Genomic DNA, 24,459 nt, shown 5'->3' with positions numbered 1-24,459 from the left:
TACAGTTTTATGATATCATGAGGGAAGATAGGATTCCGTGACTAAATCACACAGCGGAAGAAAGCCCGGATGTGACCATGTCACAGAATAAATCTCATTTACGGCATATAATAAAACAATCAACCAGAGAGGGTGAAACGATGGCCGATATAATCATCTTAGGAAACGGTCCCGCCGGAATCTCTTCAGCGGCCTATACGGCACGCGCCGGGCTGGACACCATGGTAATCGGGCGCGACAGCGGAGCTTTATCAAAAGCGGGGGAAATCGAAAATTATTACGGCTTTCCCACCCCTATTCCCGGAGAACAGCTGGTCCGCAACGGAATCGACCAGGCCGAAAGGCTCGGCGTTTCCATCGTCAGCGACGAGGTTCTGGGCATCAGCTACGACGGCGAGTTTACCGTCCAGTCAAAACAGGGCTCCTACAAAGCCCCCTGCGTCATCCTTGCGACGGGCGCTTCCAGAAAATCGCCCAGAATCGAGGGCTTGAGCAAATTTGAGGGAAAAGGCGTCAGTTACTGCGCCGTCTGCGACGCGTTTTTCTACCGCGGAAAAGCCGTTGCCGTTCTGGGGGACGGCGACTACGCCCTGCACGAGGCGGCGGAGCTTCTGCCGGTCGTCGGTTCGGTCACGGTGCTGACCAACGGGCGTGAACCTTCCGCGGAATTCCCCGAACAGATTTCCGTGAACAAAAAGGAAATAGAAGCGCTCAGGGGCGACAGCGTTTTGGAATCCATCGCTTTCCGCGACGGCTCCACCCAGCCGCTCAGCGGGGTGTTCGTCGCTCTGGGCGTAGCTTCCAGCACGGATTTCGCCCGGACCATGGGCGCCGAAACCGAAAACGGCCGCATTGTGGTAAACGACCGCATGCAGACGAACATTCCCGGCCTTTACGCGGCGGGCGACTGCACCGGAGGAATGTACCAGATTTCCAAAGCGGTCTACGACGGCGCCAGAGCCGCGACCAGCGCCATTCAATATCTGCGCAGCCGCAAAAAATAACTTTTTTCGCCAAAACGTGATATAGTCACGGAAAAAATTCGATTTCCGGTATATAATAGGGATACAAACGGAGAAAACTATTCTTAAACATGGACAAAGGAGAATGAATATGGCAGTGGTAACTTTAACAAAAGACAATTTTACGCAGGAGGCGGTCAACGCCGATAAGACCATACTTATTGATTTCTGGGCCCCGTGGTGCGGCCCCTGCCGCATGGTATCGCCCATAGTGGATGAGATTGCCGAAGAGGCTTCCGCCACCTTAAAGGTAGGCAAGGTAAATGTGGACGAGGAGCCGGAGCTCGCCTCTCAGTTCGGCGTTATGAGCATCCCGACACTGGTGGTGATGAAGGACGGAAAAATCGTGACTTCCTCCGTCGGCACCAAAAGCAAGGAATCCATCCTGAGCATGGTCCAATAAAACAAATCCAAAAGCCCCGCATCCGTGATGCGGGGCTTTTTTCTTTTGCCTTTCTGTAGTATAATAAACCCAAAAAGAAATATCAGCCGCCCGGTGCGGCTGACTCAGGGAGGCAGTCGGGATGGCCGTTACACAGAAAGAGCTCGCATTTATGAGGGAGGCGTTCCCTTTTTGGAATCAGCTGACGCAAAGGCAGCAAACCCTTCTGGAGCAGTCGGTTTCCAGTTCTTCCTACAGGAAGGACCAGCGGCTGCACGACGGCGCACAGGACTGCATGGGGCTGATTCTGGTGCTCAGCGGGCATTTGCGCGCCTTTATCCTTTCCGACTCGGGAAAGGAAATCACCATTTACCGTCTTTTTGAACGGGATATCTGTATTTTTTCGGCCTCCTGCATGCTGAAAAACATCAGCTTTGACATCTATATTGAGGCGGCGGAGGACTCCCGGATCCTGCTGATTCCCACGGCGGTATATAACGAACTGAATCAGACCTGTCTGGCGGTTTCAAACTTTACGAGCCAGCTGATTTCCTCCCGCTTCTCCGACGTGATGTGGGTGATGGAGCAGGTGCTTTTCATGAGTTTCGACCGCCGTCTGGCCAACTTTCTGCTGGAGCAGTCCGCGATTGCCGGCAGCAGCACGTTCAGCATCACGCACGAAACCATTGCGAAAAACATGGGTTCCGCGCGCGAGGTCGTGACCCGCATGCTGAAATATTTTCAGAGCGAGGGGATGGTTTCCCTCTCCCGCGGCGGCATCACCATTACCGACCCGAAAAAACTGGAAAGGCTTCTCCAGTTTGACAAATGACCGTCCTGATTGCAATTGACGGTAATCTGTAGTAAAATCAAATGGAAAACATTGTCATAAACAGACGAATTTCTGCGAAGCGGAGGCCATACCTATGCAAACTGGAAAACAGCCCGATCTTCTGAAAAAGCCCGCGGACGACGCGGTGGCGGAAGATTATGTGTTCGCACTCGACATCGGGACAAGAAGCGTAATCGGCATTGTAGGGACCCTGGAGAAGGAGAAGCTGCGTATCTCCGCTGTGGAGCAGGTCGAACATCCGAAACGCGCCATGATCGACGGCCAGATTGAAGATATCGAGCAGGTAAGCCGGGTGGCAAAGCAGGTCAAGGACCGGCTGGAAAAGCGGATCGGCTATTCCCTGCGGCACGTCTGCGTCGCGGCGGCCGGACGCGCGCTGAAAACGCAGAAGGCCTCCCACGAACTGGCGCTCAAGCAGTCGCAGGTGATCGACGAGGAGCTGATCTGCCGTCTGGAGGCGGGGGCGATCGAAGCGGCCGAGCGGCAGTTCAACCCCGAGACCGCCGACGAAAACCAGTCCGTCTTTTACCTTGTCGGCTATTCCGTGATTCAGTACACGCTGGACCGCTACCCCATTTCCAACCTTCTGGAGCACCGCGGGCAGAGCATCGGTGTGGAAGTCATCGCCACCTTCCTCCCCCGCGAGGTAGTGGACAGCCTGTATACCACCATGCATAAGACCGGGCTGGAGGTTTCCAGCCTGACGCTGGAACCGATCGCGGCCATGAACGCGGCCATCCCGCAGAAGCTGCGCCTGCTGAACCTTGCGCTGGTGGACATCGGCGCGGGCACCTCGGACATTGCCGTGTCCCGCGACGGCGGCGTCGTGGGCTACACCATGGCGACCGTAGCGGGTGACGAGGTCACTGAGGCGATCATGAAGATGTATCTGGTGGACTTTAACGCCGCGGAAGAAATCAAGCTGAAAATGAACGGGGAACGGAATATCGTCTTTACGGATATTCTGGGATTTGAACATACGGTCACGCCGGAGGAAATCCGCAATAAAACCGAGCCGGTCAAGCGCGCGCTCTGTGAGGAAATCTCCCAGAGGATCGTACAGGCCAACGGCGGCCCCCCGTCGGCAGTCTTTCTGGTGGGCGGCGGCAGCAAGCTGCCCGGCATGTGCGAATGCGTGGCGGAATGCCTCGACCTGCCCCTGACCCGTGTGGCCATCGGCGGAAGCAACTTTATGGTGCATGTGGCCGCTTCGGAGGAGGACGTAGCCGGGCCGGAATACGCGACCCCGCTGGGCATCGCCGTTTCCGCGGCGCTCAACCTCATCAACGACAGCTTCTCCATCACCCTGAACGGCAGCCGCGCGAAGCTTTTCCGCAGCGGCAGGCTTTCCATTCTGGACGTGCTTCTGATGAACGGGTTCAGCTACAATCAGCTCATCAGCCGTTCCGGGCAGAGCATGATCGTGGAACTGAACGGGGAAAAGAAAGTCGTCTACGGCGGACATCCGGCCGCGGCGCGCATCCTTCTGAACGGCGCGGAAAGCAACATCGCCGCCATGATCAAAGCCGGGGACAGCATTGACTTCGAGCCCGCCACGGCGGGCGAAGACGCGCACCCGCTGCTCGGTGAGGTAGTCGGTCCGCAGGAAACGCGCAGGGTGTTTTTCAATGGTTCGGAAATGACCGCGGGGACCCGCGCCGTTGTCAACGGACAGCCCGCCGGGCCGGATGATCCGCTCAGCATGCGGGACCGGATCCAGACCTTCCCGATCAACACGCTGCGGGAGCTTCTCGTCTTCGCGGGGGAGGACGAAACCCGCCCGTATCTGATCAACGGACAGCCTGCCGACCCCGACAGCCCGCTTTCCGCGGAAGACCGGATCGAATACGCTCCTGTTGCCGCGCGGCCCGACACGCCGCTGCCCGCAGCCGAGCCGCCGCAAAGCGGTGAACCGCAGGAGGACGAAGAACCGCCGGTACAAACGGTCACTCATATTACCCTGAACGGCGCGCCCCTTGCCCTGAAAACAAAACAGGACAAAACGCCCTACCGCCTGATCGACATGCTCAATCTGGTGGATTTCGATCTGTCCAAGCCGCAGGGGAATATTATTCTGCACGTCAACGGTCAGGACGCGGCCTATCTTCAGGTGCTGGCGGACGGGGACCGTGTGGATATCTATTGGGATAAAAACCAAAGACCATCATAATACGGAAAAAGCATCGGAGCGGAAATTCCCGCTCCGATGCTTTCTTTATCGGTTCCTATTGGTTTTTCGGCAGACTGTCTTCCAGCAGCTTTAAAATCCGCTGAGGCTGCAGGTTCGCCTGCGCCAGCATCGCCATGCCCGCCTGGACCAGAATATTGTGCCGCACCAGTTCCGTCATTTCCCGCGCCATATCCACGTCGCGAATACGGCTTTCCGCCGCCGTCAGATTGTCCTCCATCGTGGAAAGGCAGCTCAGATGGCGCTCCAGCCCGTTCTGGGCGGCGCCCAGACTGCCGCGCGCTCCGGCGACCGCATCGGCCGCCTTTTTGATAAGGTCAATGGCTTTCTGCGCGTCCTCCTGCGTGTCAATGGAGGCTCCGTCCAGGCCCAGCCCTTTCGTCCCCATATCGGGGATATGGACGGTATATTTGCTGTCCTCCGAATTTTCGGCCCCGATCTGCAGCGTGATGCCGTCCTTCCCAAACCCGGGGTCGGAGGGGTCCGTTATTTCGGCCAGGCCGCCGTCAAGCAGTTTGGTCCCGTTAAAATCGGTGGTTTTTGCAATCCGGTCAATTTCTTTTTTCAGCGCCTCAAATTCCTTGCCGGAATTTTTTCGGTCCGTGTCGTTCTGATAAGTCCCGTTGGAGGACTGCACCGCGAGCTCCATCATCCGGCTCAGGATGGACTGGGTCTCGTTCAGGTTCCCTTCCGCGGTCTGAATCATGCTGATGCCGTCCTGCGTGTTCTGCTGCGCGGCCTGCAGGCCACGGATCTGCGACCGCATTTTTTCAGACACGGCAAGGCCCGCCGGGTCATCCGCAGCGGAATTGATGCGGTATCCGGACGAAAGCCTCATGATGCTTTTATCGCACAGCGCCTGATTGATGGAAAGCTGGCGCAGCACGAAAAGCGCGCTGAGATTATGCTGGATCACCATTTTGATTACTCCCTAAAATCCGAAAGCGGCGAGTCCTTTCGCCGCTGTTTTTAAGTTCTATTTAATATATCGTTTCCTCCGGCGGAAAATTTACATAATTCCCTGCGAAATAAAAAAACAGGGATTTCAATAAACGGCTGTTACCTGATTTCCTGCTCCAGACCGCGGAATTCAGGAGTATCGAAGAAATCGGGCAAGGAAATACCTAACCCGTCGCACAGCTTCTTAATCGTCACAATACCGGGATTTTGGCTTTCATTATTTAAGATGCTCTTAATCGTCGACTGTGGTACCGCGGCATGGTAGCTCAACGCATTCGGCGTCATATTCCTTTCTCTGCACAGCTCAATAATTCTGTCTGCGACTGCCTGTCTTGTATTCACATGAACCCTCCTAAAAGCTGTAAATTCCGGAACTCCTGAAAAACGGAAAAGCAGGAAAGCAATCACTTGACTTCCTGCTCTAAATTACGGAACTCGGGCGTATCGAAAAATTGGACGATGCTGATATTAAGACCGTCACAAATTTTTTTAATGGTGGAGATCGTCGGATTCTTGCTTACCCCGCTGACGATATTGTTTAAAGTCGATTGGGTGACTCCGGAAATCGTCCCCAATTTGTTTAGGGTAATTTCCTTTTCCCTGCATAATTGCTCGATTCGTTCCGCTACTGCTTCCCCGATTCTCATATCATCATCCTAACTATAAATAGTTAATTTTAGTTTACTCAATTTTTCTTTAAAAGATTACCCATTTATAGTTGACTTTTCAGAGCATTGTGCTATATTAACTATATATAGTTGATATAGAGGAGGTTGCAATGCCGGACTATCGAAAAATGTATTTTGAACTCGCGGCGAAGGTGGAGGATGCTGTCGAACTGCTTGTAAAAGCGCAGCAGAAAGGGGAGAATGACTATATGGAAGGGAAACCAACGATAACGGAATTTAAAATCCGTGAAGCTTCGGAAAAAACCGATCTGCATCAATAAAAGAGGGACGGCGGCTTTCAGCCGTCGCCCCTTCTGTTTTTGCCAGTATCCAGTATATTATTCTTTCGGATTGCTGACCGTGCCGATAAAGACGGGCAGCTTTGTCTGTGTATCCACAATCGCATAGAGGAACGGGCGGTCGAACACGACCTCCTTTTGCTCCTGAACAGGGGCTGCGCTTGTCGCGGCCATGGAAACCGAAGTGGCGGCACCGGCCTTGGCCCCCAGCTCATCCACCTGAATGAAAGTCTTGTGCAGCACATCGCTGATAAACAGCGGTCCGTCCGGGGAACTGCCCATGGAGCGGAAATCGGCCCGGTCGGCGTCAAAGGCATCCGTCAGACCCAGCGCCTTCAGCGGGTCGTTCAGGCCGACGGAAAATTCATATTTAAATTTCGGCAGGTAGGAATCCGCCTGTCCTTCTCCGGCGGAATCGAGCAGAACAGCGAACGATTCCCCCGTCATCTGCGCGATATATTCGTCCAGCCCTACGCCTTCCTTCGGCAGAATCGCCATGAGGGCAAAGCGGTCGTCCTTAAAAGGTTTCAGAATCCCGTCGGATTTTCCGTCGTGCAGATAGATTTCTTCGGAATTCATAAACGGTACGGTTACCTTCCCGCCCGGGGCCTGAAATTCCCTGTCTCTGACCTGATAGTCTTTGTAGGCGATCCGCCAGTCCGACTCGAAATAGAGCGCGTTAATCAGATACATCGTGGTCGTATCGTCGATTTGGCTCACCATTTTATCGATTTTCCCGCCGGTGTTTTCCTTCACCCAGCCGTTGATTTTATTCACGGTCGACTGCTTCCCAAAATCGAGCTGAAACGCGCCCGCGCCGAAATAATCGGCGTTCTTCTGAAGGAAGCCCTTTTGCACCGTCAGGTTTTTGTCGCGGTACCAGATAGAATTGGCAATCTGCAGCTTGCCGTCCGTAATGGATTTCAGCTGGTTTGTGAGAAGGTACTCGTTTCGGTTGAGCTCCGTGATGTCCATTCCCCCGCCCAGCAGCTTTTCAAACTGGGTCAGCGTTTCGCCGCCCGCGCCGTTGGCCGTCATGCCGAGCGCAAGGGAGACCGAAACCGGCGACACGAGGGAATTCTGACCTTTTGCGACGGATTCCCGGAACAGCTTTACGGAAAAATCCTGCTGGCTGCGGATAAAGTCTTCGCTCACGCTGCCCTTCACATCGATTTTATTCGCCGAAACGCCGTTCATCAGGTTTTCGGAAGCGCTGACCGTACTGAGCGGAAACAGCACGCCGCTCAGCAGCAGTCCGCAGACCAGCACCACCGCAAGCGCGGGAACCAGCACCAGCCGCAGCGGCTTTCTTTTCTTTTCCGGCTCTCTGTCCGCCGGAAGATTTTTCAACAGTTCCACTGTTTTTTGTTGAAAATCTTCCGACGCCTTTATTTCATTCAGTTCGGAAATATATTTGTCCCTATTCATCGTCAAAACCTCCCGTCAGCGATTTTTTCAGCTGCTTTCTTGCCCGGTGCAGCCAGGAGGAAACCGTATTTTCCTTCTGCTGCAAAGCGGACGCGATCTCAGTCACGCTCATGTCCTCGTAATAATGCAGATAAATCACATTCCTGAACTTCGGGTCAAGCCGCATGACCGCGTCCAGAACCTCTCCGTTCCCGTCGCGGGACAGGAGGTTATCCTCCAGAACGGCCCTTCTCCGGAACCACGAGGATTTCAGATAATCCTTGCACAGGTTGATCGTCACCCGGATGATCCACGCCTTTTCATGCTCGGCGCTTGTAAAGTCCGGGCCGAGCGTAAAGAGCCGCAGAAACACCTCCTGCGCAATGTCCTCCGCTTCCGCCCTGCTTTTGACATTCTGGAACGCGATGCGCACGACCATGTCAGAATAGCGGGCAAGGCACGACTGAATCCTGCTGTCCGCGTCGATTACTGTTTTCACCTTTTCGCCTCCTTCAGATACAATACGATTCAAAAAGCTCCCGGCTTGCACCTCGCCGGGACATCAAAAAAATATTTTTCGGCGCTGGCGGAAGTGCTTGGAAGCAAGCCCGTCCATGCAACATAAGTCTATAAAATTGAGTATATTGTCCTTGCAAACAGCCGATGATTGGAATAGAATATAGTCAGATATTGCATAATAATCATTTTCGTCCTCATCAAAAAGATACAGGGGGTAACAAAATGCTGTCTGCAAAAGTAAAAGAATGGATTACTCAGGGAAAACTGGATGAAAACCTGTCCTATTTATATGTCTGCGGCTACGAAAAAGTGGCGGATTATCGGAAAAGGCTGCTGCTTGCAGTGGAAAATTTTGAAAAGCTGTTCGGCGAGGGACGGGATATCCATATTTTCAGCGCGCCCGGCAGAACGGAGGTGGGCGGCAACCACACCGACCATCAAAGGGGCCGCGTGCTTGCCGCGAGCGTAAATCTCGACGTGATCGCGGTAGTTTCCGCCGGCAGCAGCGGCCGGGTGCGGGTAAAATCCGAAGGTTACCCCATGGATGATTTAAGCGCAAAGGAACTGGATATCAAAGAAAGCGAGCGCAACAAATCCGTTTCCCTCATCCGCGGAATTTTGAGCCGCTTCTCCCAGCTCGGCCACACCGTCGGCGGATTCGACGCCTACACCACCTCCAACGTGCTCGCCGGTTCCGGGCTTTCTTCCTCAGCGGCTTTTGAGGTGCTGATCGGCACCGTCGTCAACGATCTGTTCTGCGGCGGCAGGGAAAGCGCGCTGAAAATCGCGCAGATCGGCCAGTACGCGGAAAACAGATATTTCGGAAAGCCCTGCGGGCTGATGGACCAGGCGGCCAGCTCGGTCGGCGGGTTCGTCACCATCGATTTCAGGGACGCCGAGGCGCCCAGGGTCGAACAGGTCCATTTTGACTTTGCGAAATGCGGCTACGCCCTGTGCATCATCGACACCAAGGGCAGCCACTCCGACCTGACGCCGGACTACGCGGCCGTTCCCGCCGAAATGCGGAAGGTAGCGGCGTTTTTCGGCAAAGAAGTGCTGTCCGAGGTGGACGAAGAAACGTTTTATCAGAACATTTCCGCGCTGCGGGAAAAGACGGGCGACCGGGCCGTGCTGCGCGCCATCCATTTCTTCTCCGACAACGCGAGAGTTTTGAAAGAGGTCGCGGCTTTAAAGGACAACGACTTTGAAACGTTTAAGCGGCAGATTATTGAAAGCGGATACTCCTCCTATATGTACCTGCAGAACGTCTTTTCTCCGGCGCACGTGCAGGAGCAGGGCATGTCCCTGACGCTGGCGCTCTGCCAGAAGTTTTTAGCCGGAAAGGGCGGCGCTTACCGCGTGCACGGCGGCGGCTTCGCCGGAACGGTGCAGACGTTTGTCCCGCAGGATTCCCTCGGTGAATTCGTGGAGAAAATGGAAGCTGTGCTTGGGAAAGGCAGCTGCCACACCCTGTCCATCCGTCCGGTCGGCGGCACGAAGATGATATAAAAATTTCAGGAGGGCTTTTTCATGGCTGAGTTAAGATGGCATCCTTTGATAAAGGATTGGATTATGATCGCTTCCAACAGGCAGGACCGCCCGCAGATGCCCAGGGATTACTGCCCGTTCTGCCCGAGCTTCGGCAATGTGCCGGACTACGACGTAATGAAATACGACAACGATTTTCCTGCTCTTTCCCAGAACCCGCCGGAGCCGGACGACGTTGCGACCGATTTCTTTAAAGTCCGGCCAAGCTACGGCAAATGCGAAGTGATCTTATATTCTCCCAATCATACGGCGACCCTGCCGGAGCTTTCCGACAGCCATATGAAAAAGCTGGTGGATTTGTGGTGCGAGCGCTTCGACGCGCTCCGCGCCGACGAGAAAATCAAATATGTGTTCCCTTTTGAAAACCGCGGGGAAGTGGTTGGCGTAACCATGCCGCATCCGCACGGCCAGATTTACGGCTACCCGTTTCTGCCAAAAAAGTTGGAACTTGAAACCAACGCGGCAAAAGAGTATTATGAAGAAAGGCACGAGTGTCTGTTCTGCGACATGCTCAAAAACGAGCGGAAAGAGGACCGGCGGATCATCTTCCACAACGAGCATTTTACGGTTTTCCTTCCGTTCTACAGCGAGTATCCCTACGGCGTATACATTGTATCAAACCGTCATACGGAATATATGACGAATTTTACCGGGGAAGAAAGGGCGTCCCTCGGCCTGACCATCCGCGACACCGTCGGGATGCTCGACAGCCTGTTCCATTACCGGTTCCCGTATATGATGTGTATGCACAACGCTCCCGTCAACATGGGCGATTATTCAAAGGACTTCCATTTCCACATTGAGTTCTTCCCGCCGATGAGGAGCGCGGAAAAACAGAAATTCAACGCCTCCAGCGAAACAGGCGCCTGGGCCTGCTGCAACCCGACCTGTCCCGAGGAGACCGCACAGGAGCTCCGCGAGGCATACAAACGTTATAAGGAGAATCAAAAATGAGAGTATTGGTTACCGGCGGTGCAGGGTACATCGGTTCCCACACCTGCATTGAGCTTTTAAACAGCGGATATGAAATCGTGGTAATGGATAATTACTGCAACTCCTCCCCCGACGTTTTGAAGATCGTGGAAAAGCTTACCAGCAAGACCTTTCCCATCTACGAATGCGACATGCTCGACTATGACGGGTTTGAAAAAATTTTCAAGGAAAACAAAATAGACGCGGTCATCCATTTTGCCGGACTCAAGGCGGTCGGCGAATCCGTCGGCAAGCCGCTGGAATATTACCACAACAATCTGGTGGGCACCATCAACCTGCTCCGCCTGATGAAGCAGTACGGGGTTTATCAGCTGGTGTTCAGCTCCTCCGCCACGGTATACGGCATGAACAACACCGCGCCGTTCAAGGAGGATATGCCGCTTTCCACCACCAATCCTTACGGCACGACCAAGCTGATGATCGAAACCATTTTAAAAGATCTCTGCTTTGCCGATAAGAGCTGGAAGGTTGCGCTTCTTCGCTACTTCAACCCGATCGGCGCGCACCAGAGCGGCCTGATCGGCGAAAACCCGAACGGAATCCCGAACAACCTGATGCCGTACATCATGAAGGTGGCGGTCGGCCAGCTTCCCTGCCTGAGCGTTTACGGCGACGATTACCCGACGCCGGACGGCACCGGCGTGCGCGACTACATCCATGTCTGCGACCTTGCCGTCGGACATCTGAAGGCGCTGGAAAAGCTGCCCCAGATCGACGGAGCGCAGGCCTACAACCTCGGCACCGGCAAGGGCAGCAGCGTACTCGACGTGGTCCACGCGTTTGAAAAGGCAAGCGGAAAAATGGTCGCTTATAAAATTGCCCCGCGCAGGGCGGGAGATATCACCGAGTGCTACGCGGACGTGTCCAAAGCGAAAAACGAGCTCGGCTGGGAGGCTGAATACGGCCTTGACGAGATGTGCCGTGACAGCTGGAATTTCATCAGGAACAAATAGTAACCGAATTTAACAGCGCCGGGGGAGTAACCGCTCTCCGGCGCTGTTTTTTTATGAAACTCCCTCCAATTGCTCCCGCCTCCCTCTCAGAGGGAGGTCCGCGGAGAAGGGACTTCGTTCTGAAGCACAGTGCTTTCCGGATTCCTGTTTCTAATCGTTCACTTTGCCCTCAGGCCGGGCAGGCCCCTACTTTCTCTCTTGTCCGAAAGTAGGCAAAGGACGCGCAGGGGGATTTTGAATTCCCGGCGGGAGGGTTCCATAAAATCCCCCTGCACCCCCAAGGTATCCCCGTAATACCTTTGTGTGACACGGTATTATTGTGGTTTTCATTGTCGGGGGAACGGAAAAGCAACCCCTTGGCTCCCTCTTTGAGGGAGCTGGCAAGCGTAGCTTGACTGAGGGAGTCCGCCTATTACCTCCTCTTGCCTCCTGAGAGCATCGCCGTAGGCGCGTACCGACCGCATGGTCCGCTTCCCGACCTGACGGTCCTACTCCTTCAGAATATTCAGAATCTCATCGGCGTTGCTCACCGTTACCGCGCGGTAGGGGATGCGGATATAATGCTCGTTCTGGATATTCAGCTTTGTAGACGGGCTTTCCCCGGTAGCCAGAGCGTAGGACAGATCGAAGATCGCTTTGGCCTGCCCCTGCGCGTCGTTGAAGACCGTGCCGAACATGCTGCCGTCCTTAATGGCGTTCAGGCCGCTTTCCGTCGCGTCGACCCCCACGATCGCAGGGTGCACCTTCGTTTTGCTGTCCTTGACCGTGTCGATCGCGCCGAGCGCCATATCGTCGTTGTTGCAGAAAACGACCTCGATCCGGTCGCCGAATTTTGCGAGCCACTGGGTCATTTTCGCCGACCCCTGCGCGCGCTGCCAGTTGGCGGTGTCGTTCGCCAGCTTCTCCACCTGAATCCCCGCGCTGGTAACGGCCTTAATGGAATATTCCGTTCTCAAAAGCGCGTCCTGATGTCCCTGCTCCCCTTCCAGCATGACATACTGAATCTTCCCGTCGCCGTTTTTATCGATCTCGGCGCGGTTTTTCTGAAAGGCTTCCGCAATGATTTCTCCCTGCAGCCGCCCGGACTGGGCCGCATCCGCCCCCACGTAATACGCCCGCTCCCACAGGCGGATATCCTCCTCCACCGGCTCCCTGTTGAAAAAGATCACCGGGATGTTGGCGGCCTTCGCCTTGTCCACAATCACCGCGGCCGCGGTCCGGTCGACCATGTTGACACAGATCACGTCGTAATTCTGGGAAATAAAGCTGTCCACCTGATCGTTCTGCAGCGCCTGGCTGGACTGTCCGTCCACCATATTGACCACGATCTTCTTGCCCGACTCGGTTTCCTTCTGCTTCGCCACCCTTTCCAGGCAGGTGCAAAGGCTCGCCACGAAGGTGTCATCCTTGCGGTAAAGGGAAATCCCGATTTTCACCGTTTCCACCTTTCCCCCGCCCCTGCCCGAATCACAGGCAGCCAGAGGAAGCAGCATCGCGGCTGCCAGCGTAAAAGCCATGATTCTGATAAAGCTTTTCATATTTCTCCCCCATTATCTTACAAACGGAAAAAGCAGCCTTTGGTTGTCGGAATTATACATGTTCTCATGATTTACGATTGCGAAATTAATGCTGGCCTGACCGGTCGCCTGCTTATTGTTGATTTTTTCCACCGCCGTACGGATGCTGATGTACCCCAGATTGTATTCGTTTTCCACCCCGAGGGAATTGATGATCTTTTCTTCCAGAAGGGAAACCACCGTATTCGTCCGGCCTATCCCGTAAATCTGCACCTGGGTTCTCCCGGCTTTCAAAAGGTCCTTTTCCGCTTTCGCGGCGGCTTCCAGCGCCGACGCGTCCAGCGCGACCAGCGTATCGGCGCCGCTGGTCTGCAGCATTCTTTTGACCGTATCATACGCTTCCTGGGAATCGTTGGGGATTTCCCAGGATTCCATATCGTATTGGGAGGATTTGAGCGTCTGCAGCACGCCGAGGTAGCGCTGCTGAATATTGCTGCAGTCCATGCTGTTGCGCAGAATGGCGATATGGCCGCGCCCGCCCCCGTTTTTCAGGATCGTCTCCGCCAGAGCGCTGCCCAGCTTCTGATTGTCGCACGAAATGGTGGGCAGATCCTTGATGGTCGTCACCGTGGACTGCATGGCGACGACCGGAACGCCTTTCTGGGCCTTTTCGATCGGCTCCTTCAGATCCGTCGAATTGACGGGAGCGATCACAATGGCGTCCGCGCCGTTATTGATTTCGCGCTGGAGCAGGGAAATCTGTTCCCCCGCGTTGTTTTCCCCCGACAGGGTGATAAAGCTGACCTCCGCGTTAAAATCCCTCGCCGCCTGATCGATCCCCTGCTTGATGGTGGTGCTGCTCTCCGTGCTTTTGCTGCGCCAGATGACGGATATTTCGTATGGATCGCTGTTTTTCTTTTCAAAAAACCGGTCCCGGTTCAAAATCAGAAAGGAACCCGCAAACGCGAACAGAATCAGGATAAACACCTTTATTTTATTTCTGGTCATTTGGTCCCGCCCCCTTCGTTTCCTTCGGCTTCCTCCATCGTTTTCAGCGGCAGATGGATTCTGGCGGTGGTTCCCTCGTCCGGTTCGCTGTAAATAGCAAGCCCGTATTCGCTGCCGAAATAGAGCTGAATGCGTTCCTGCACGTTTTTCAGCCCGATGCCCGAACCCTTTCCGCGCACCTTTGTGGTTTCCTGCGTCAGCAGCGCGTCCGCCTGCTCCTGCGGCATACCGAGGCCGTTGTCGATAATGTCGATATAGAGATCATTTCCTTCACGGTAAGCTTTAATGCGGATTTCACCGTCGCCGCTCATAAATTCCATGCCGTGATAGATGGCGTTTTCCACCAGAGGCTGGACGATCAGCTTGATGGTGGCGCATTTCAGCGTTTCCGGCTCGGCTGAAATCTCGTAGCTGAATTTGTTTTTATACCGCATTTTCTGTATGGTCAGGTAATTGCGCACGTGCTCGAGCTCGTCCGACACGGTGATGATGTTTTTCCCCTGGGAAAGGCTGATGCGGAAAAGCCTTGCCAGCGCCGTTACCATGGTGACCGCGCCGTCGTACCGCTCGTTTTCAACCATCCAGATGATGGAATCCAGCGTATTGTACAGAAAATGGGGGTTAATCTGGGACTGCAGCGCGTCCAGCTCGCTTCTTCGCTTGGATTCCTGCTCCGCCACAATATCGTCCATCAGCCGGCGCATCTGATCGACCATGGAGCGGATCGTCTTGCCCAGATGCTGCACCTCGTAGGAGCCGGAGACGGAAATATCCACCCCGCTCAGATTTCCCCGGTCAAGCTCCTTGACGGAAAGCTCCAGCTCCTTGAGCGGGTTGGCGATGCGGGAGGACAGGAACATGTTGACGAAGATCATGAGAAAGATCGCGAAGAAGAGAAAGAACAGCGCGAAAAGCCGGAACTGCTGATAATTGGAGGTAATGTCCTGTGTGGGGGTGACGGCAATGATTTTCCAGCCGGTATACCCCGCGGTTTTGACCGTGACCAGCCGCTGCTGCCCCTCAAAGGTCTCGTTATGGTTTCCGTCGTCGTACCTGGCGGCGGCATAGTTGTTTTCATGAATCAGATTGGAATAGATCAGCTGCTGGCGGGGGTGGTAGATGATCTCCCCGTTCCCGTCAATCAGATAGATATAGCCCGATTCGCCCAGATCGACATTCTTGCAGATCTGTTCGATCCCGCTGAAGTTCATGTCGACCAGCAGAACGCCGTGGGTGATCGAACCGGCGCTGGTCAGCTCCACCGAACGGCTGAGAGAAACGACCCACCGGTACTTGTTGTCTGGGTCCACAAACAGGTTCTGCACATGCGGCGTGGAAAAATGGCAGTTTTCAATCTTGCGTGCGGCGTTTTTAAACCAGTTTTCCTCGCTTACGTTGGCGGAGGGTTTCAGCTGCGTCAGCGGCTCGGCGGCAATGACCTCGCCGGAATTGGAAAACACGCCGATGCTGATGAGCAGGTCCCGGTTTGTCTCATAGAGCAGACTCATATCGTTGCTGATGTTGTCCGTAGCCAGATCGGCATTCTTGATCACGCGGTAATACATGGAGTCGGAAATGCGCATCATGTTGCGCAGATAGTTGTCCAGGTTCAGGTTGACCTGGTCGACCATACGCGTGCTGTCGTCCGAGACCATTTCTTCGCTGGAGCTGATAAAACGCATGGAAAGGGAACCGCCGACAATCAGCATCCCCACCACCGAAACAGCGGTAAAAGTGATGGAAATAGTAAACTGCAGGCTTTTTTTCTGCAGAAGCTGGGTTATTTTATCGATAAAGTCCCTTGCTTTTTTCCGCATCGTATCAACTCCAGGCCCGCCGCCGTAAAACGGCGCGGCATTTCGCCTACGCTTCAGTTGCTTCTGTATTTTGATGGTGACACACCAAACTTCCGTTTAAAGACATAGCTGAAATAATTGGGCTCGGTATAACCCACCTTGCCCGCAATCACATAAGTTTTGTCTCCGGTGGTATTCAGAAGGTTGACCGCCTCCTGCAGGCGCACCTCCGTCAGATAAGCGACAAAGCTCATGCCGGTCTCCCGCTTAAAGACCGTTGAAAAGTAGGCGGGGCTGACGTGCAGAAACGAGCAAAGGCTTTCGACGGAAAGGTCGCTGTTCTGATAATGCCCCGCGATATACTGCTTTGCGTTCTGCGCAAGCAGCTTGGTGGAATCCACACGCTCGCGCTTAATCAGCGTGCTGATTTTGATACAGGAATCCGTGCACCACTGCTTCATCTCAGCCGGCGAATGCAGGGACGCGATGGTGTTGACGTAATTGAAATCCACGCCGAAAATTTCTTCCGTGCTCAGTTCGTAAGCGTGCATGACCTTCAGCAGAGAGGTCATCATCTCCATGACATAGATCTGGTACTGGCTGAGCGGAAGCAGAAGCGTTTCAAAGCGCGTGAAAAGCGCGTTGATCCGGTCGGCAATTTCCTGCTCGGAGCCCATCTTGATCGCATTGGTGATTTCCCGCTCGTCGTGTTCGTCGAACTGGAGCCGTACAGAGGTTTCCGGCTCGACATCCGCAATATAAATGGCTTTTCCGGAGCCCATGGTCGCGCTGTAGTCCAGCGCGTTCTGTGCTTCCCGGTAGGAATGGCGGATTTCCGTCAAAACGGAACACACCGTGCCCACCCCGGCCATGACCTTCACGCCGAGCACCCGCTCGGCGGACTTGCATATCTGGTTCATTCCGTTGATCAGGGAATCGATGCCGCTTTCCGGCTTCAGCTCCGCAATGACCGCGACGCAGTCGGAGTAAAGAAAGCTCGTGAACCCACAGTAATTCCCCAGAATTTCATCCACGGTGCATTTCAGGGAAATCGGGATCAGCTCCTCCTCCCCGTGCAGGGCCGCGTCTGCCTTCAGTGCGGAATCCGCCCGGACAAGCGCAACCGCCCACTGGTCGGCCGCCGTCAGGTCGATCTGCAGAAGCGGCACCTGCGCGCGCAGCCGCTCCTCGGAAATCCGGCCCTCGATCAGGCCGACCAAAAACTGCTCCCGCATCACGGGAAGGCTGTCCATATAATTTCTGCGCAGCATTTCCACGTCGCGCTTTTCCGCGAATTCCCGGTCAAGCTGCTGTTTCAGCTTTTTCAGCGTTTCCGTCAGCTCGTTGGAATTGATCGGTTTGAGGACGTATTCCGCCACATTGATTTTGATCGCCTTCTGCGCGTATTCAAAATCGTCGAACCCGGAAAAGATAATCAGCTTTGCCGACGGCAGAACCACCCGCAGGCGTTCCCCCAGCTCAAGCCCGTCCATAAACGGCATTTTAATGTCCGTCATGACGACGTCCGGGTGAAGATGCTCCGCTTTCTCCAGGGCCTCCAGCCCGTTTTCCGCGTCGCCGACAATGGTGTACCCCAAGCGGGCCCAATCTATCTTACGAATAATGCCTTCTCGTATTTCTTCTTCGTCATCCACAAGAAGAACACGGTAAAGTGCCATAAAATTTTCACTCCAATCGGTACTGCAACTGTGACTATTGTACCATTTTTTTGCCGGATATGCAATCGATAGCTGAGCGCGAACGGCCCGCGCAGTCTTTCTGCACGGGCCGTTCGCGGGAATAGTATGAGACGTAAAACGGAGAAATCATTTTTTTCTGTACTTGGAAAGGTCAATTGCGACAGCGACGGCAATAATGATGCCCTTGATGATCTGCTGCCACATCGGGCTTACGTTGATGAACTGAAGACCATACTGAATAACGGTAAAGATCAAAACGCCGGTTACAATCCCGCGGATCTTTCCGACACCGCCGTTGAGCGAAACACCGCCGACCACACAGGCCGCGATGGCGTCCAGCTCATAGCCGTTGCCGTAGTTGTTCGTAGCTCCTGCAGTTCTTGCCGCTTCCAGTACACCGCCGACGCCGTAGAGGCCGCCGGCCAGGATGAAGATACCCATGATGGTGGCAAATACGTTGACGCCGGAAACGATGGCCGCTTCGCGGTTGCCGCCGATGGCATAAACATTTTTGCCGAACACCGTTTTATTGAGTACAAACCAGATAATGACCGTGGTCAAAAGCGCGATCGGAATCAACACGGAGAACCCGCCGAAAAAGGATTTGAACAGCTTTGTCTGGCCAAGCGCCGAAAAATCCGGACGGATGCCGCCGATCGGCTGGGAATTGTTCGGGGGCAAATCGAAGTACAGGGAACACGCGCCGTAAATGATAACCTGTACGGCCAGGGTCGCGATAAACGGATGCATGTCGAACCGGGCGACCAGATAGCCGTTCAAAACACCAAACAGCAGACACGCCACCACAGCCGCGACAATGGAAACGATCACCGGGAGCTGCGGAAGGTTGGGATAAAAGCGGTTCGCGTAAGTTTCCGTCTGCATCATCGATGTGGAAATGACCGCCGCAAGCCCGACCATACGGCCCGCGGAAAGGTCGGTACCTGCAATCAGCAGGGTAAAGCAGATGCCCAGGGCGATAATCAGCCTTGTGGACGACTGCGTCATGATATCGAGCAGAACCTTGATCTGCATGAAACGGGGCTCAATGAAGATGATGACGACCACCAGCGCCAGCAGCGCAAGAATGATCGCGTTGTTTGTCAGGAAGGTCTTTGCCGATTTTCCCGAAAGCACGACCTCTCCCAGACGCTCTGAGCTCAGCATCTGAAATCCCGCGTAAATACACAGGATGACGCCGATGCCGATCAGGATCAGAGGCATGTCATACATTGTCTTCTTATAGACCGCAAGCTTCAGGACGGCGCCGACAGCGGCCAGCACAAGGCCGACAGCTATGTAAATGATGGCAAATTTTTGCCGGGGGATGACTTTCTCTCCTTGCATCATACGCAACCTCACTTTCAATTTTAACACTACTGGACGAATTTTGTCGCCAGGCGCATAACCTCGATCTGATTGGCTTCGTCACGGTCCAGCATTCCTGAAACTCTGCCTTCGCACATGACCATAACCCTGTCAGACATGCCCAACAGCTCGGGCATTTCGGAAGAAATCATGATGATTGATTTTCCCTGCCGGATCAAATCCAGCATAATCGTATAGATTTCATATTTTGCGCCGACGTCGATCCCGCGGGTCGGTTCGTCCAGAATCAGGATATCCGGATGCGTGAGCAGCCAGCGCGCGATCAGAACCTTTTGCTGATTGCCGCCCGACAGGTTCTGCATCAGGGTTTCCAGCGTGGGGGTCTTGACATTCAGCTGCTGGTTGGCTTCCTTCGCCGCTTTCTGCCGCCTGCCCTGCTGGAGCACGCCGCTTTTCGCGTAATCCTTCTGGCTGGCGATGACCGTATTGTCCAAAACGGAAAGGATTCCGAACACGCCCGTTGCGCGGCGTTCCTCCGTTAAAAGTGCGATTCCGTGTTTTTTCGCGTCCGACACGGATTTTACCCTGAATTCCTGACCGTCCTTTTCCACCGTACCGGATTCAATGGCTCTCAGCCCAAACAGCGCTTCCACCAGCTCGGTGCGCTGCGCGCCGACCAATCCGCCGATTCCAAGGATTTCGCCCCGGTGCAGCTCAAAGCTGACATGCTGGAACGATTTGGGAAGAGGAGAACACAGATCGCTGACCTTGAATACGACCTCTTCGCCCGGAGTATGGGCTCTGGGCGGGAAGCGATTTGTCATATCCCGGCCGACCATCCGGCTGATGATCAGGTCGGTGGTCAGCTCGGTGGAGGGCCAGGTGCCCACGCCCTGTCCGTCACGCATAATGGTGACCTCGTCCGCGATTTTAAGGATTTCCTCCATCTTATGCGATATGTAAATGATGGCGCAGCCCTTGTCCTTCAGCTGACGTATAATCTTAAAAAGATGTTCCGTTTCATTATCCGTCAAGGATGATGTCGGTTCATCCATGATAATTATCTTCGAATTGTAGCTGACAGCTTTCGCAATCTCAACCAGCTGCAGGTTGGAAGCGGAAAGGCTGCCGGCGAGTACCTCCGGATTGACGTCCAAGTCAATCTCCTTAAAAAGATCCCTGGTTTTGCGGATCATGGCCCTGCGGTCGACCGCAATCCCTCTCATCGGGAAACGCCCCAGCCAGATATTTTCCATAACCGGCCTGAAACGAATGGGGTGCAGTTCCTGGTGAATCATGGATACGCCCAGATCGAGCGCCTGCTTTGAGCTTGTAATATTTTCCTTTTTTCCGTCCAAAACGATCTCTCCGTCGTCTTCCTGGTAGATTCCGAAAAGACATTTCATCAGGGTGGATTTCCCGGCCCCGTTTTCGCCCATCAGAGCGTGCACGCTGCCTGGCCGCACGTTCAGGCTGACGTTGTCCAGCGCTTTTACGCCGGGAAACACTTTGGTAATGTTCTTCATCTCCAACACATATTCGCCCATACACCATTCCTCCTTTTTGCTAAAATCAACGGGGAACGCAAAGCGTTCGCTTCGTCATTCCCCGTTGAACAGTAACCCCTGAAACTACTAATTCAGCCGAGAATTAGTTGTAATTATTTCTGGAAATCTTTGTAGTTCTCAGCCGTTACCTTAACATAAGGAATCCATACATATTTGCCGTCCGTCACTTCGTAGCCGGCTGTATCTTTGGTGATCTCTTTGCCCTGAGCGGCTGCAACTGCGATGTTCACGGTCGCTTTGCCCTGGTTTTCGCCGTCGTTCAGCACTGTGCCGAGCAGAGAGCCGTCCGCCATTGCTTCCAGCGCGGGAGCTGTAGCGTCAACACCGACGACCGGAATATACTTGGATTTGTCGCCCTTGTTGTAGCCCTGTGCTTTCAGAGCTTCGATTGCGCCGAGAGCCATATCATCGTTGTTGGCGAGAACGGCTTCGATTTTGTCAAGGCCCTGGGAGGAAATGAAGGTGTTCATCAGATCGGTCGCTTTTACTTTATCCCACATTGCGGTATCGGCAGCCAGTTTTACCGGCTCGAAGCCCGCGTCTTTAATCGCCTGTACGGAATACTGTGTGCGCAGAGTAGCGTCCTGATGGCCCGGCTCGCCCTGAAGCATCACATACTGGACCTTGCCGTCGCCGTTTTTGTCAGCGTCTTTGTTCGCCTTGAAGTAATCGGCGATCAGTTCGCCGGACATGGTGCCGGACTGCTCCGCCTTTGCGCCTACGTACCAGACCTTGTCGTAGCTCTTCATGACGTCCGCTTCCGGCTCACGATTCAGGAACACGATCGGAAGGCTTGCTGCTTTTGCTTTTTCTACCAACGGGGCGGCCGCGGTGCGGTCAACCGGGTTGACGGCGAGCGCCGTAACGCCCTTGGTGATAAAGGTATCGACCTGCTCGTTCTGAGTCGGCTGTTTGTTCTGGGAATCCACGATGTCGAGCTTCGCGCCCAGCGTGCCTGCCTGAGCAGTCATGTTATTGCGGACGCCCGTCATGAAGGTATCGTCGAATTTGTAGATGCAGACGCCGACGTTCACATCGGAGGCATCCGCCGTGCTTGCCGCCGCGCTTTCAGCCGCTTTGCTTTCCGCTGCCTTGCTTTCTGCGGGAGCGCTTGAGCAGCCTGCTGCTGCTGAGGCCATCATCAATGTGGCCAGAATCAATGCAACAATTTTCTTCATTGAAAAATCCCCTACTTTCTTTTTGATTGTTCTGTTCGCAAAGTCTTTCTTGTGCTATTGCACAAATTTCAAGACGTTTGCATCGTTCTATTGGATAGTATAACTTCCGTAATCGAAAAAATCCATATGATTTTCTTTTCTCTTCTATTAAATTTCTTCACAGGTTTCGCTAAACCGCAGGCGATTCCCTAAAATATATTGGTTATTTTTTATAAAAACCGGAAGAAATTTCAAAGAAAACAACGGTTTTTGTGACCTAAATATAGAAGTATCTCCTTTCCGGGCCCAAACATCCCTCCGGCGAAATTTTTGTTGTGCCTAGCGGGCAAAACGGCTATAATAGGGAGGAAAAAATATGGGTTGGGAAGCGGGAAATATGAACGGAAAAATTCTTGATATTCTGAACGGGATGCCGGGGAAAACCGGATTCTATTATAAAAATCTGACGACCGGCGAGAAATGGGAGGTTCGCTCGGAAGAGCCGATGATCGCCGCGAGCGTCATCAAAATCCCCGTGCTGGCGGAGGTCTTCGCGCAGATGGAAGCCGGCGCGGCCGACAAAAACGAGCTTTACCGGATTCGGGAGGAGGACAAGCTGCCCTCCTGCGGCGCGCTGAACTACATGCACACCGGCCTGGAAGTGACGCTGGAGGACCTGTACACCCTGATGATTATCCTGAGCGACAACACCGCCACCAACCTGCTGATAAAAAAATTCGGCATGGAAAACATCAACCGGCGCATGCGGGGCCTCGGCCTGAACGTCACCACCGTCAACCGCCTGCTCTTTGACGCACAGGCATCCGCGGCGGGCAGGGAAAACAGGATCTGCGCAAAGGAAATCGGCCTTCTGCTCGAAAAGATGTACCTCGGGGAGCTGATTTCGCCGAAGGCTTCTCAGGAAATGATTTCCATCCTGATGAATCAGCGCTTAAATGGGAAAATGCCGTTTCACTTCAAGGGAAAGGTTAAAATCGCGCACAAGACCGGCGAGGACGGCGGCATTACCCACGACGTCGGAATCGTGTTCGCGCCCCAGCCCTTTGTGGCGTGCTTCTGCTCGAATGAAACGGACGTTCCGCTCTTTGAAAGGGCAATTCAGGACATCACCAAGCTGCTGTACGACCTACAGCCTCAATGCTGATTTTCAGACCGGAAACGGGTTTTCGGGCAGATCTGATAACAAAGCTGTAATGAATTTTCTCCCATTCCAGGCGTCATTCCCCCCCTTTCTTACCTTTACAAAAATGCTTCACAGTGATATAATTATTGATATATGAATTTTTTTAATTGAGAAATTGCATTATTCAGAATTATGATGGAATGCCGAAGGAGGCTCTTCTTGAAAATAAAGGAAATAGAGATCGGCGAGATTTTTATCCCGCTGGCAACTCCCTTCAAAACCGCTCTTCGCACAGTGGAAAACGTGGAGGACATCGTCGTCAGGATCACCGCCGATACCGGGGAAGTCGGCTACGGCGAAGCGCCGCCGACCGCGGTGATTACCGGCGATACGAAAGGCTCCGTCGTCTGCGCCGTCCGCGATTTTATCCGCCCGGCCATTCTGGGCATGGAAATCGAAAACATGGACGGAATCATGGAGAAGCTCCACTCCTGTATCCAGAAAAACACCAGTGCCAAGGCCTGTGTGGACATGGCGCTTTACGACCTGTACGGAAAACGCTACAAAGCGCCGCTCTACCGGCTTCTGGGCGGGTACCGCACAGAGCTGGAAACCGACCTGACCATCAGCGTCAACCCGATCGACGAGATGGTGCGCGACAGCGTGGACGCGGTGAAGCGCGGCTACCGCATTTTAAAGACGAAGGTCGGCAAGGAAGGCATAAAGGATATTGAACGCATCGCCGCCATCCGCGAAGCGGTGGGCAAAGACGTGAAAATCCGCGTGGACGCGAACCAGGGCTGGACCGCCAAGGAAGCCGTCCGCATCCTGACGGCGATGGAGGACCGCGGGCTGGACATCGAGCTGTGCGAGCAGCCGGTGAGGGCGCACGACCTCAACGGAATGCGCGCCGTGACGCAGGCTGTTTCCACCCCTATTCTGGCGGACGAAAGCGTGTTTTCCGCCGAGGACGCGGTGGAGATCATCCGCACGGGCGCGGCGGACCTGATCAATATTAAGCTGATGAAAACCGGGGGCATTTACGGCGCTCTGAAAATCTGCGCGATTGCGGAGACCTACGGCGTGGAGTGCATGATCGGGTGCATGCTGGAAAGCAAGCTGGCTGTCAGCGCGGCGGCGCACCTTGCCGCGGCGAAGGGCATTATCACCCGCGCCGACCTGGACGGACCGTCCCTGTGCAGAACCGACCCGTTTGAGGGCGGCCCGGATTTTCTGGAAAACCGGATCGTCATGAACGACCTTCCCGGTATTGGGATTCAGACCGTTCCCGCATTTAAAGAGGACGGTAAATAAGGCACCGGCCGTCCTTTTATCATAACAGGCAGCCTACAGCAATTCCATTTCCGTTTGCGAGACAAAACGCAGCCTTGTTGCAGAATCAACCGGAAATACTGTAGGGTCTATCATTAAGAGAGAAAAGAGGATAA

General features: G+C 54.2%; 22 protein-coding genes. 10 read left to right on the top strand and 12 right to left on the bottom strand.

Annotated features, from left to right (window positions below; all coding sequences use genetic code 11):
* Positions 1 to 140: 140 nt before the first annotated feature.
* The 4 genes from ACRQU7_RS01800 (at position 141) to ACRQU7_RS01785 (ending at position 4,427) form a co-directional block, all read left to right on the top strand.
* Entirely contained in the window at positions 141 to 1,004 is an 864-nt protein-coding gene (locus ACRQU7_RS01800; protein WP_444643291.1) for an NAD(P)/FAD-dependent oxidoreductase, read from the top strand.
* A gap of 103 nt (positions 1,005 to 1,107) precedes the next feature.
* Positions 1,108 to 1,425 (top strand): thioredoxin, encoded by a 318-nt coding sequence (gene trxA / locus ACRQU7_RS01795; protein WP_141826980.1) that lies wholly within the window; start codon positions 1,108 to 1,110, stop codon positions 1,423 to 1,425.
* A gap of 121 nt (positions 1,426 to 1,546) precedes the next feature.
* A complete protein-coding gene (locus ACRQU7_RS01790; protein WP_141826979.1) occupies positions 1,547 to 2,236 on the top strand; it encodes a Crp/Fnr family transcriptional regulator in 690 nt (229 codons plus the stop codon).
* Between the two features lie 94 nt (positions 2,237 to 2,330).
* The gene (locus tag ACRQU7_RS01785) at positions 2,331 to 4,427 is read left to right on the top strand and encodes a cell division protein FtsA (RefSeq protein ID WP_444643288.1); all 2,097 of its coding nucleotides are present in this window, start codon (positions 2,331 to 2,333) and stop codon (positions 4,425 to 4,427) included.
* Between the two features lie 55 nt (positions 4,428 to 4,482).
* On the opposite strand, the gene ACRQU7_RS01780 is transcribed toward ACRQU7_RS01785, so the two are convergent.
* From ACRQU7_RS01780 to ACRQU7_RS01770, 3 genes are all read right to left on the bottom strand, one after another.
* The gene (locus tag ACRQU7_RS01780) at positions 4,483 to 5,364 is read right to left on the bottom strand and encodes a flagellin N-terminal helical domain-containing protein (protein WP_444643286.1); all 882 of its coding nucleotides are present in this window, start codon (positions 5,362 to 5,364) and stop codon (positions 4,483 to 4,485) included.
* A gap of 140 nt (positions 5,365 to 5,504) precedes the next feature.
* Positions 5,505 to 5,747, bottom strand: a complete 243-nt coding sequence (locus ACRQU7_RS01775; RefSeq protein WP_444643284.1) for a helix-turn-helix domain-containing protein — start codon at positions 5,745 to 5,747, stop codon at positions 5,505 to 5,507.
* Positions 5,748 to 5,809: 62 nt separating this feature from the next.
* Positions 5,810 to 6,052, bottom strand: coding sequence for a helix-turn-helix domain-containing protein (locus ACRQU7_RS01770; RefSeq protein WP_038322054.1), 243 nt, complete (start codon positions 6,050 to 6,052; stop codon positions 5,810 to 5,812).
* Positions 6,053 to 6,183: 131 nt separating this feature from the next.
* Between ACRQU7_RS01770 and ACRQU7_RS01765 the strand changes: the two genes are divergently transcribed.
* Entirely contained in the window at positions 6,184 to 6,354 is a 171-nt protein-coding gene (locus ACRQU7_RS01765; protein ID WP_444643281.1) for a hypothetical protein, read from the top strand.
* Positions 6,355 to 6,411: 57 nt separating this feature from the next.
* On the opposite strand, the gene ACRQU7_RS01760 is transcribed toward ACRQU7_RS01765, so the two are convergent.
* Positions 6,412 to 7,800: a serpin family protein gene (locus tag ACRQU7_RS01760; RefSeq protein WP_444643279.1), complete on the bottom strand. Its 1,389-nt coding sequence runs from the start codon at positions 7,798 to 7,800 to the stop codon at positions 6,412 to 6,414.
* Positions 7,793 to 8,278 (bottom strand): sigma-70 family RNA polymerase sigma factor, encoded by a 486-nt coding sequence (locus ACRQU7_RS01755; protein ID WP_444643277.1) that lies wholly within the window; start codon positions 8,276 to 8,278, stop codon positions 7,793 to 7,795. The genes ACRQU7_RS01760 and ACRQU7_RS01755 overlap by 8 nt, the downstream gene beginning before the upstream one ends.
* A gap of 242 nt (positions 8,279 to 8,520) precedes the next feature.
* On the opposite strand from ACRQU7_RS01755, the gene ACRQU7_RS01750 reads away from it, so the two are divergent.
* The 3 genes from ACRQU7_RS01750 to galE are packed head-to-tail and all read left to right on the top strand — an operon-like array spanning position 8,521 to position 11,792.
* Positions 8,521 to 9,807 (top strand): galactokinase, encoded by a 1,287-nt coding sequence (locus ACRQU7_RS01750; protein ID WP_444643275.1) that lies wholly within the window; start codon positions 8,521 to 8,523, stop codon positions 9,805 to 9,807.
* A 21-nt stretch (positions 9,808 to 9,828) separates the two neighbouring features.
* A complete protein-coding gene (galT, locus tag ACRQU7_RS01745) occupies positions 9,829 to 10,800 on the top strand; it encodes a galactose-1-phosphate uridylyltransferase (protein ID WP_141826971.1) in 972 nt (323 codons plus the stop codon).
* Positions 10,797 to 11,792 (top strand): UDP-glucose 4-epimerase GalE, encoded by a 996-nt coding sequence (gene galE, locus ACRQU7_RS01740; protein WP_444643273.1) that lies wholly within the window; start codon positions 10,797 to 10,799, stop codon positions 11,790 to 11,792. The genes galT and galE overlap by 4 nt, the downstream gene beginning before the upstream one ends.
* Before the next feature lie 488 nt (positions 11,793 to 12,280).
* Here galE and ACRQU7_RS01735 read toward each other — a convergent pair whose 3' ends face one another.
* From ACRQU7_RS01735 to ACRQU7_RS01705, 7 genes are all read right to left on the bottom strand, one after another.
* The gene (locus ACRQU7_RS01735) at positions 12,281 to 13,330 is read right to left on the bottom strand and encodes a galactose ABC transporter substrate-binding protein (protein ID WP_141826970.1); all 1,050 of its coding nucleotides are present in this window, start codon (positions 13,328 to 13,330) and stop codon (positions 12,281 to 12,283) included.
* 12 nt (positions 13,331 to 13,342) lie between these two features.
* Complete coding sequence (locus tag ACRQU7_RS01730) at positions 13,343 to 14,317, bottom strand: substrate-binding domain-containing protein (RefSeq protein WP_444643270.1); 975 nt, start codon at positions 14,315 to 14,317, stop codon at positions 13,343 to 13,345.
* Positions 14,314 to 16,134, bottom strand: coding sequence for a sensor histidine kinase (locus tag ACRQU7_RS01725; RefSeq protein WP_444643268.1), 1,821 nt, complete (start codon positions 16,132 to 16,134; stop codon positions 14,314 to 14,316). Before ACRQU7_RS01725 ends, ACRQU7_RS01730 begins: the two co-directional genes overlap by 4 nt.
* 53 nt (positions 16,135 to 16,187) lie before the next feature.
* Positions 16,188 to 17,792: a response regulator gene (locus ACRQU7_RS01720; protein WP_444643266.1), complete on the bottom strand. Its 1,605-nt coding sequence runs from the start codon at positions 17,790 to 17,792 to the stop codon at positions 16,188 to 16,190.
* A gap of 147 nt (positions 17,793 to 17,939) precedes the next feature.
* The gene (gene mglC / locus ACRQU7_RS01715) at positions 17,940 to 18,980 is read right to left on the bottom strand and encodes a galactose/methyl galactoside ABC transporter permease MglC (protein ID WP_444645483.1); all 1,041 of its coding nucleotides are present in this window, start codon (positions 18,978 to 18,980) and stop codon (positions 17,940 to 17,942) included.
* Positions 18,981 to 19,189: 209 nt separating this feature from the next.
* Positions 19,190 to 20,689, bottom strand: a complete 1,500-nt coding sequence (locus ACRQU7_RS01710) for a sugar ABC transporter ATP-binding protein (RefSeq protein WP_444643264.1) — start codon at positions 20,687 to 20,689, stop codon at positions 19,190 to 19,192.
* Positions 20,690 to 20,802: 113 nt separating this feature from the next.
* Positions 20,803 to 21,888, bottom strand: a complete 1,086-nt coding sequence (locus ACRQU7_RS01705; RefSeq protein WP_038322063.1) for a galactose ABC transporter substrate-binding protein — start codon at positions 21,886 to 21,888, stop codon at positions 20,803 to 20,805.
* 355 nt (positions 21,889 to 22,243) lie between these two features.
* Between ACRQU7_RS01705 and ACRQU7_RS01700 the strand changes: the two genes are divergently transcribed.
* Positions 22,244 to 23,032, top strand: a complete 789-nt coding sequence (locus tag ACRQU7_RS01700) for a serine hydrolase (protein ID WP_444643261.1) — start codon at positions 22,244 to 22,246, stop codon at positions 23,030 to 23,032.
* Positions 23,033 to 23,230: 198 nt separating this feature from the next.
* Positions 23,231 to 24,325 carry a dipeptide epimerase gene (locus ACRQU7_RS01695; RefSeq protein WP_141826965.1) on the top strand — a complete coding sequence of 365 codons (1,095 nt, stop codon included), beginning with the start codon at positions 23,231 to 23,233 and terminating at the stop codon, positions 24,323 to 24,325.
* Positions 24,326 to 24,459: the final 134 nt, after the last annotated feature.

The sequence above is a fragment of the Caproiciproducens puteiluti genome, assembly GCF_052442865.1.
GTDB lineage: Bacteria > Bacillota > Clostridia > Oscillospirales > Acutalibacteraceae > Caproiciproducens.
The sequence above is the reverse complement of the archived record's forward strand: the minus strand, read 5'-3'. Positions and strand labels throughout refer to the sequence as shown.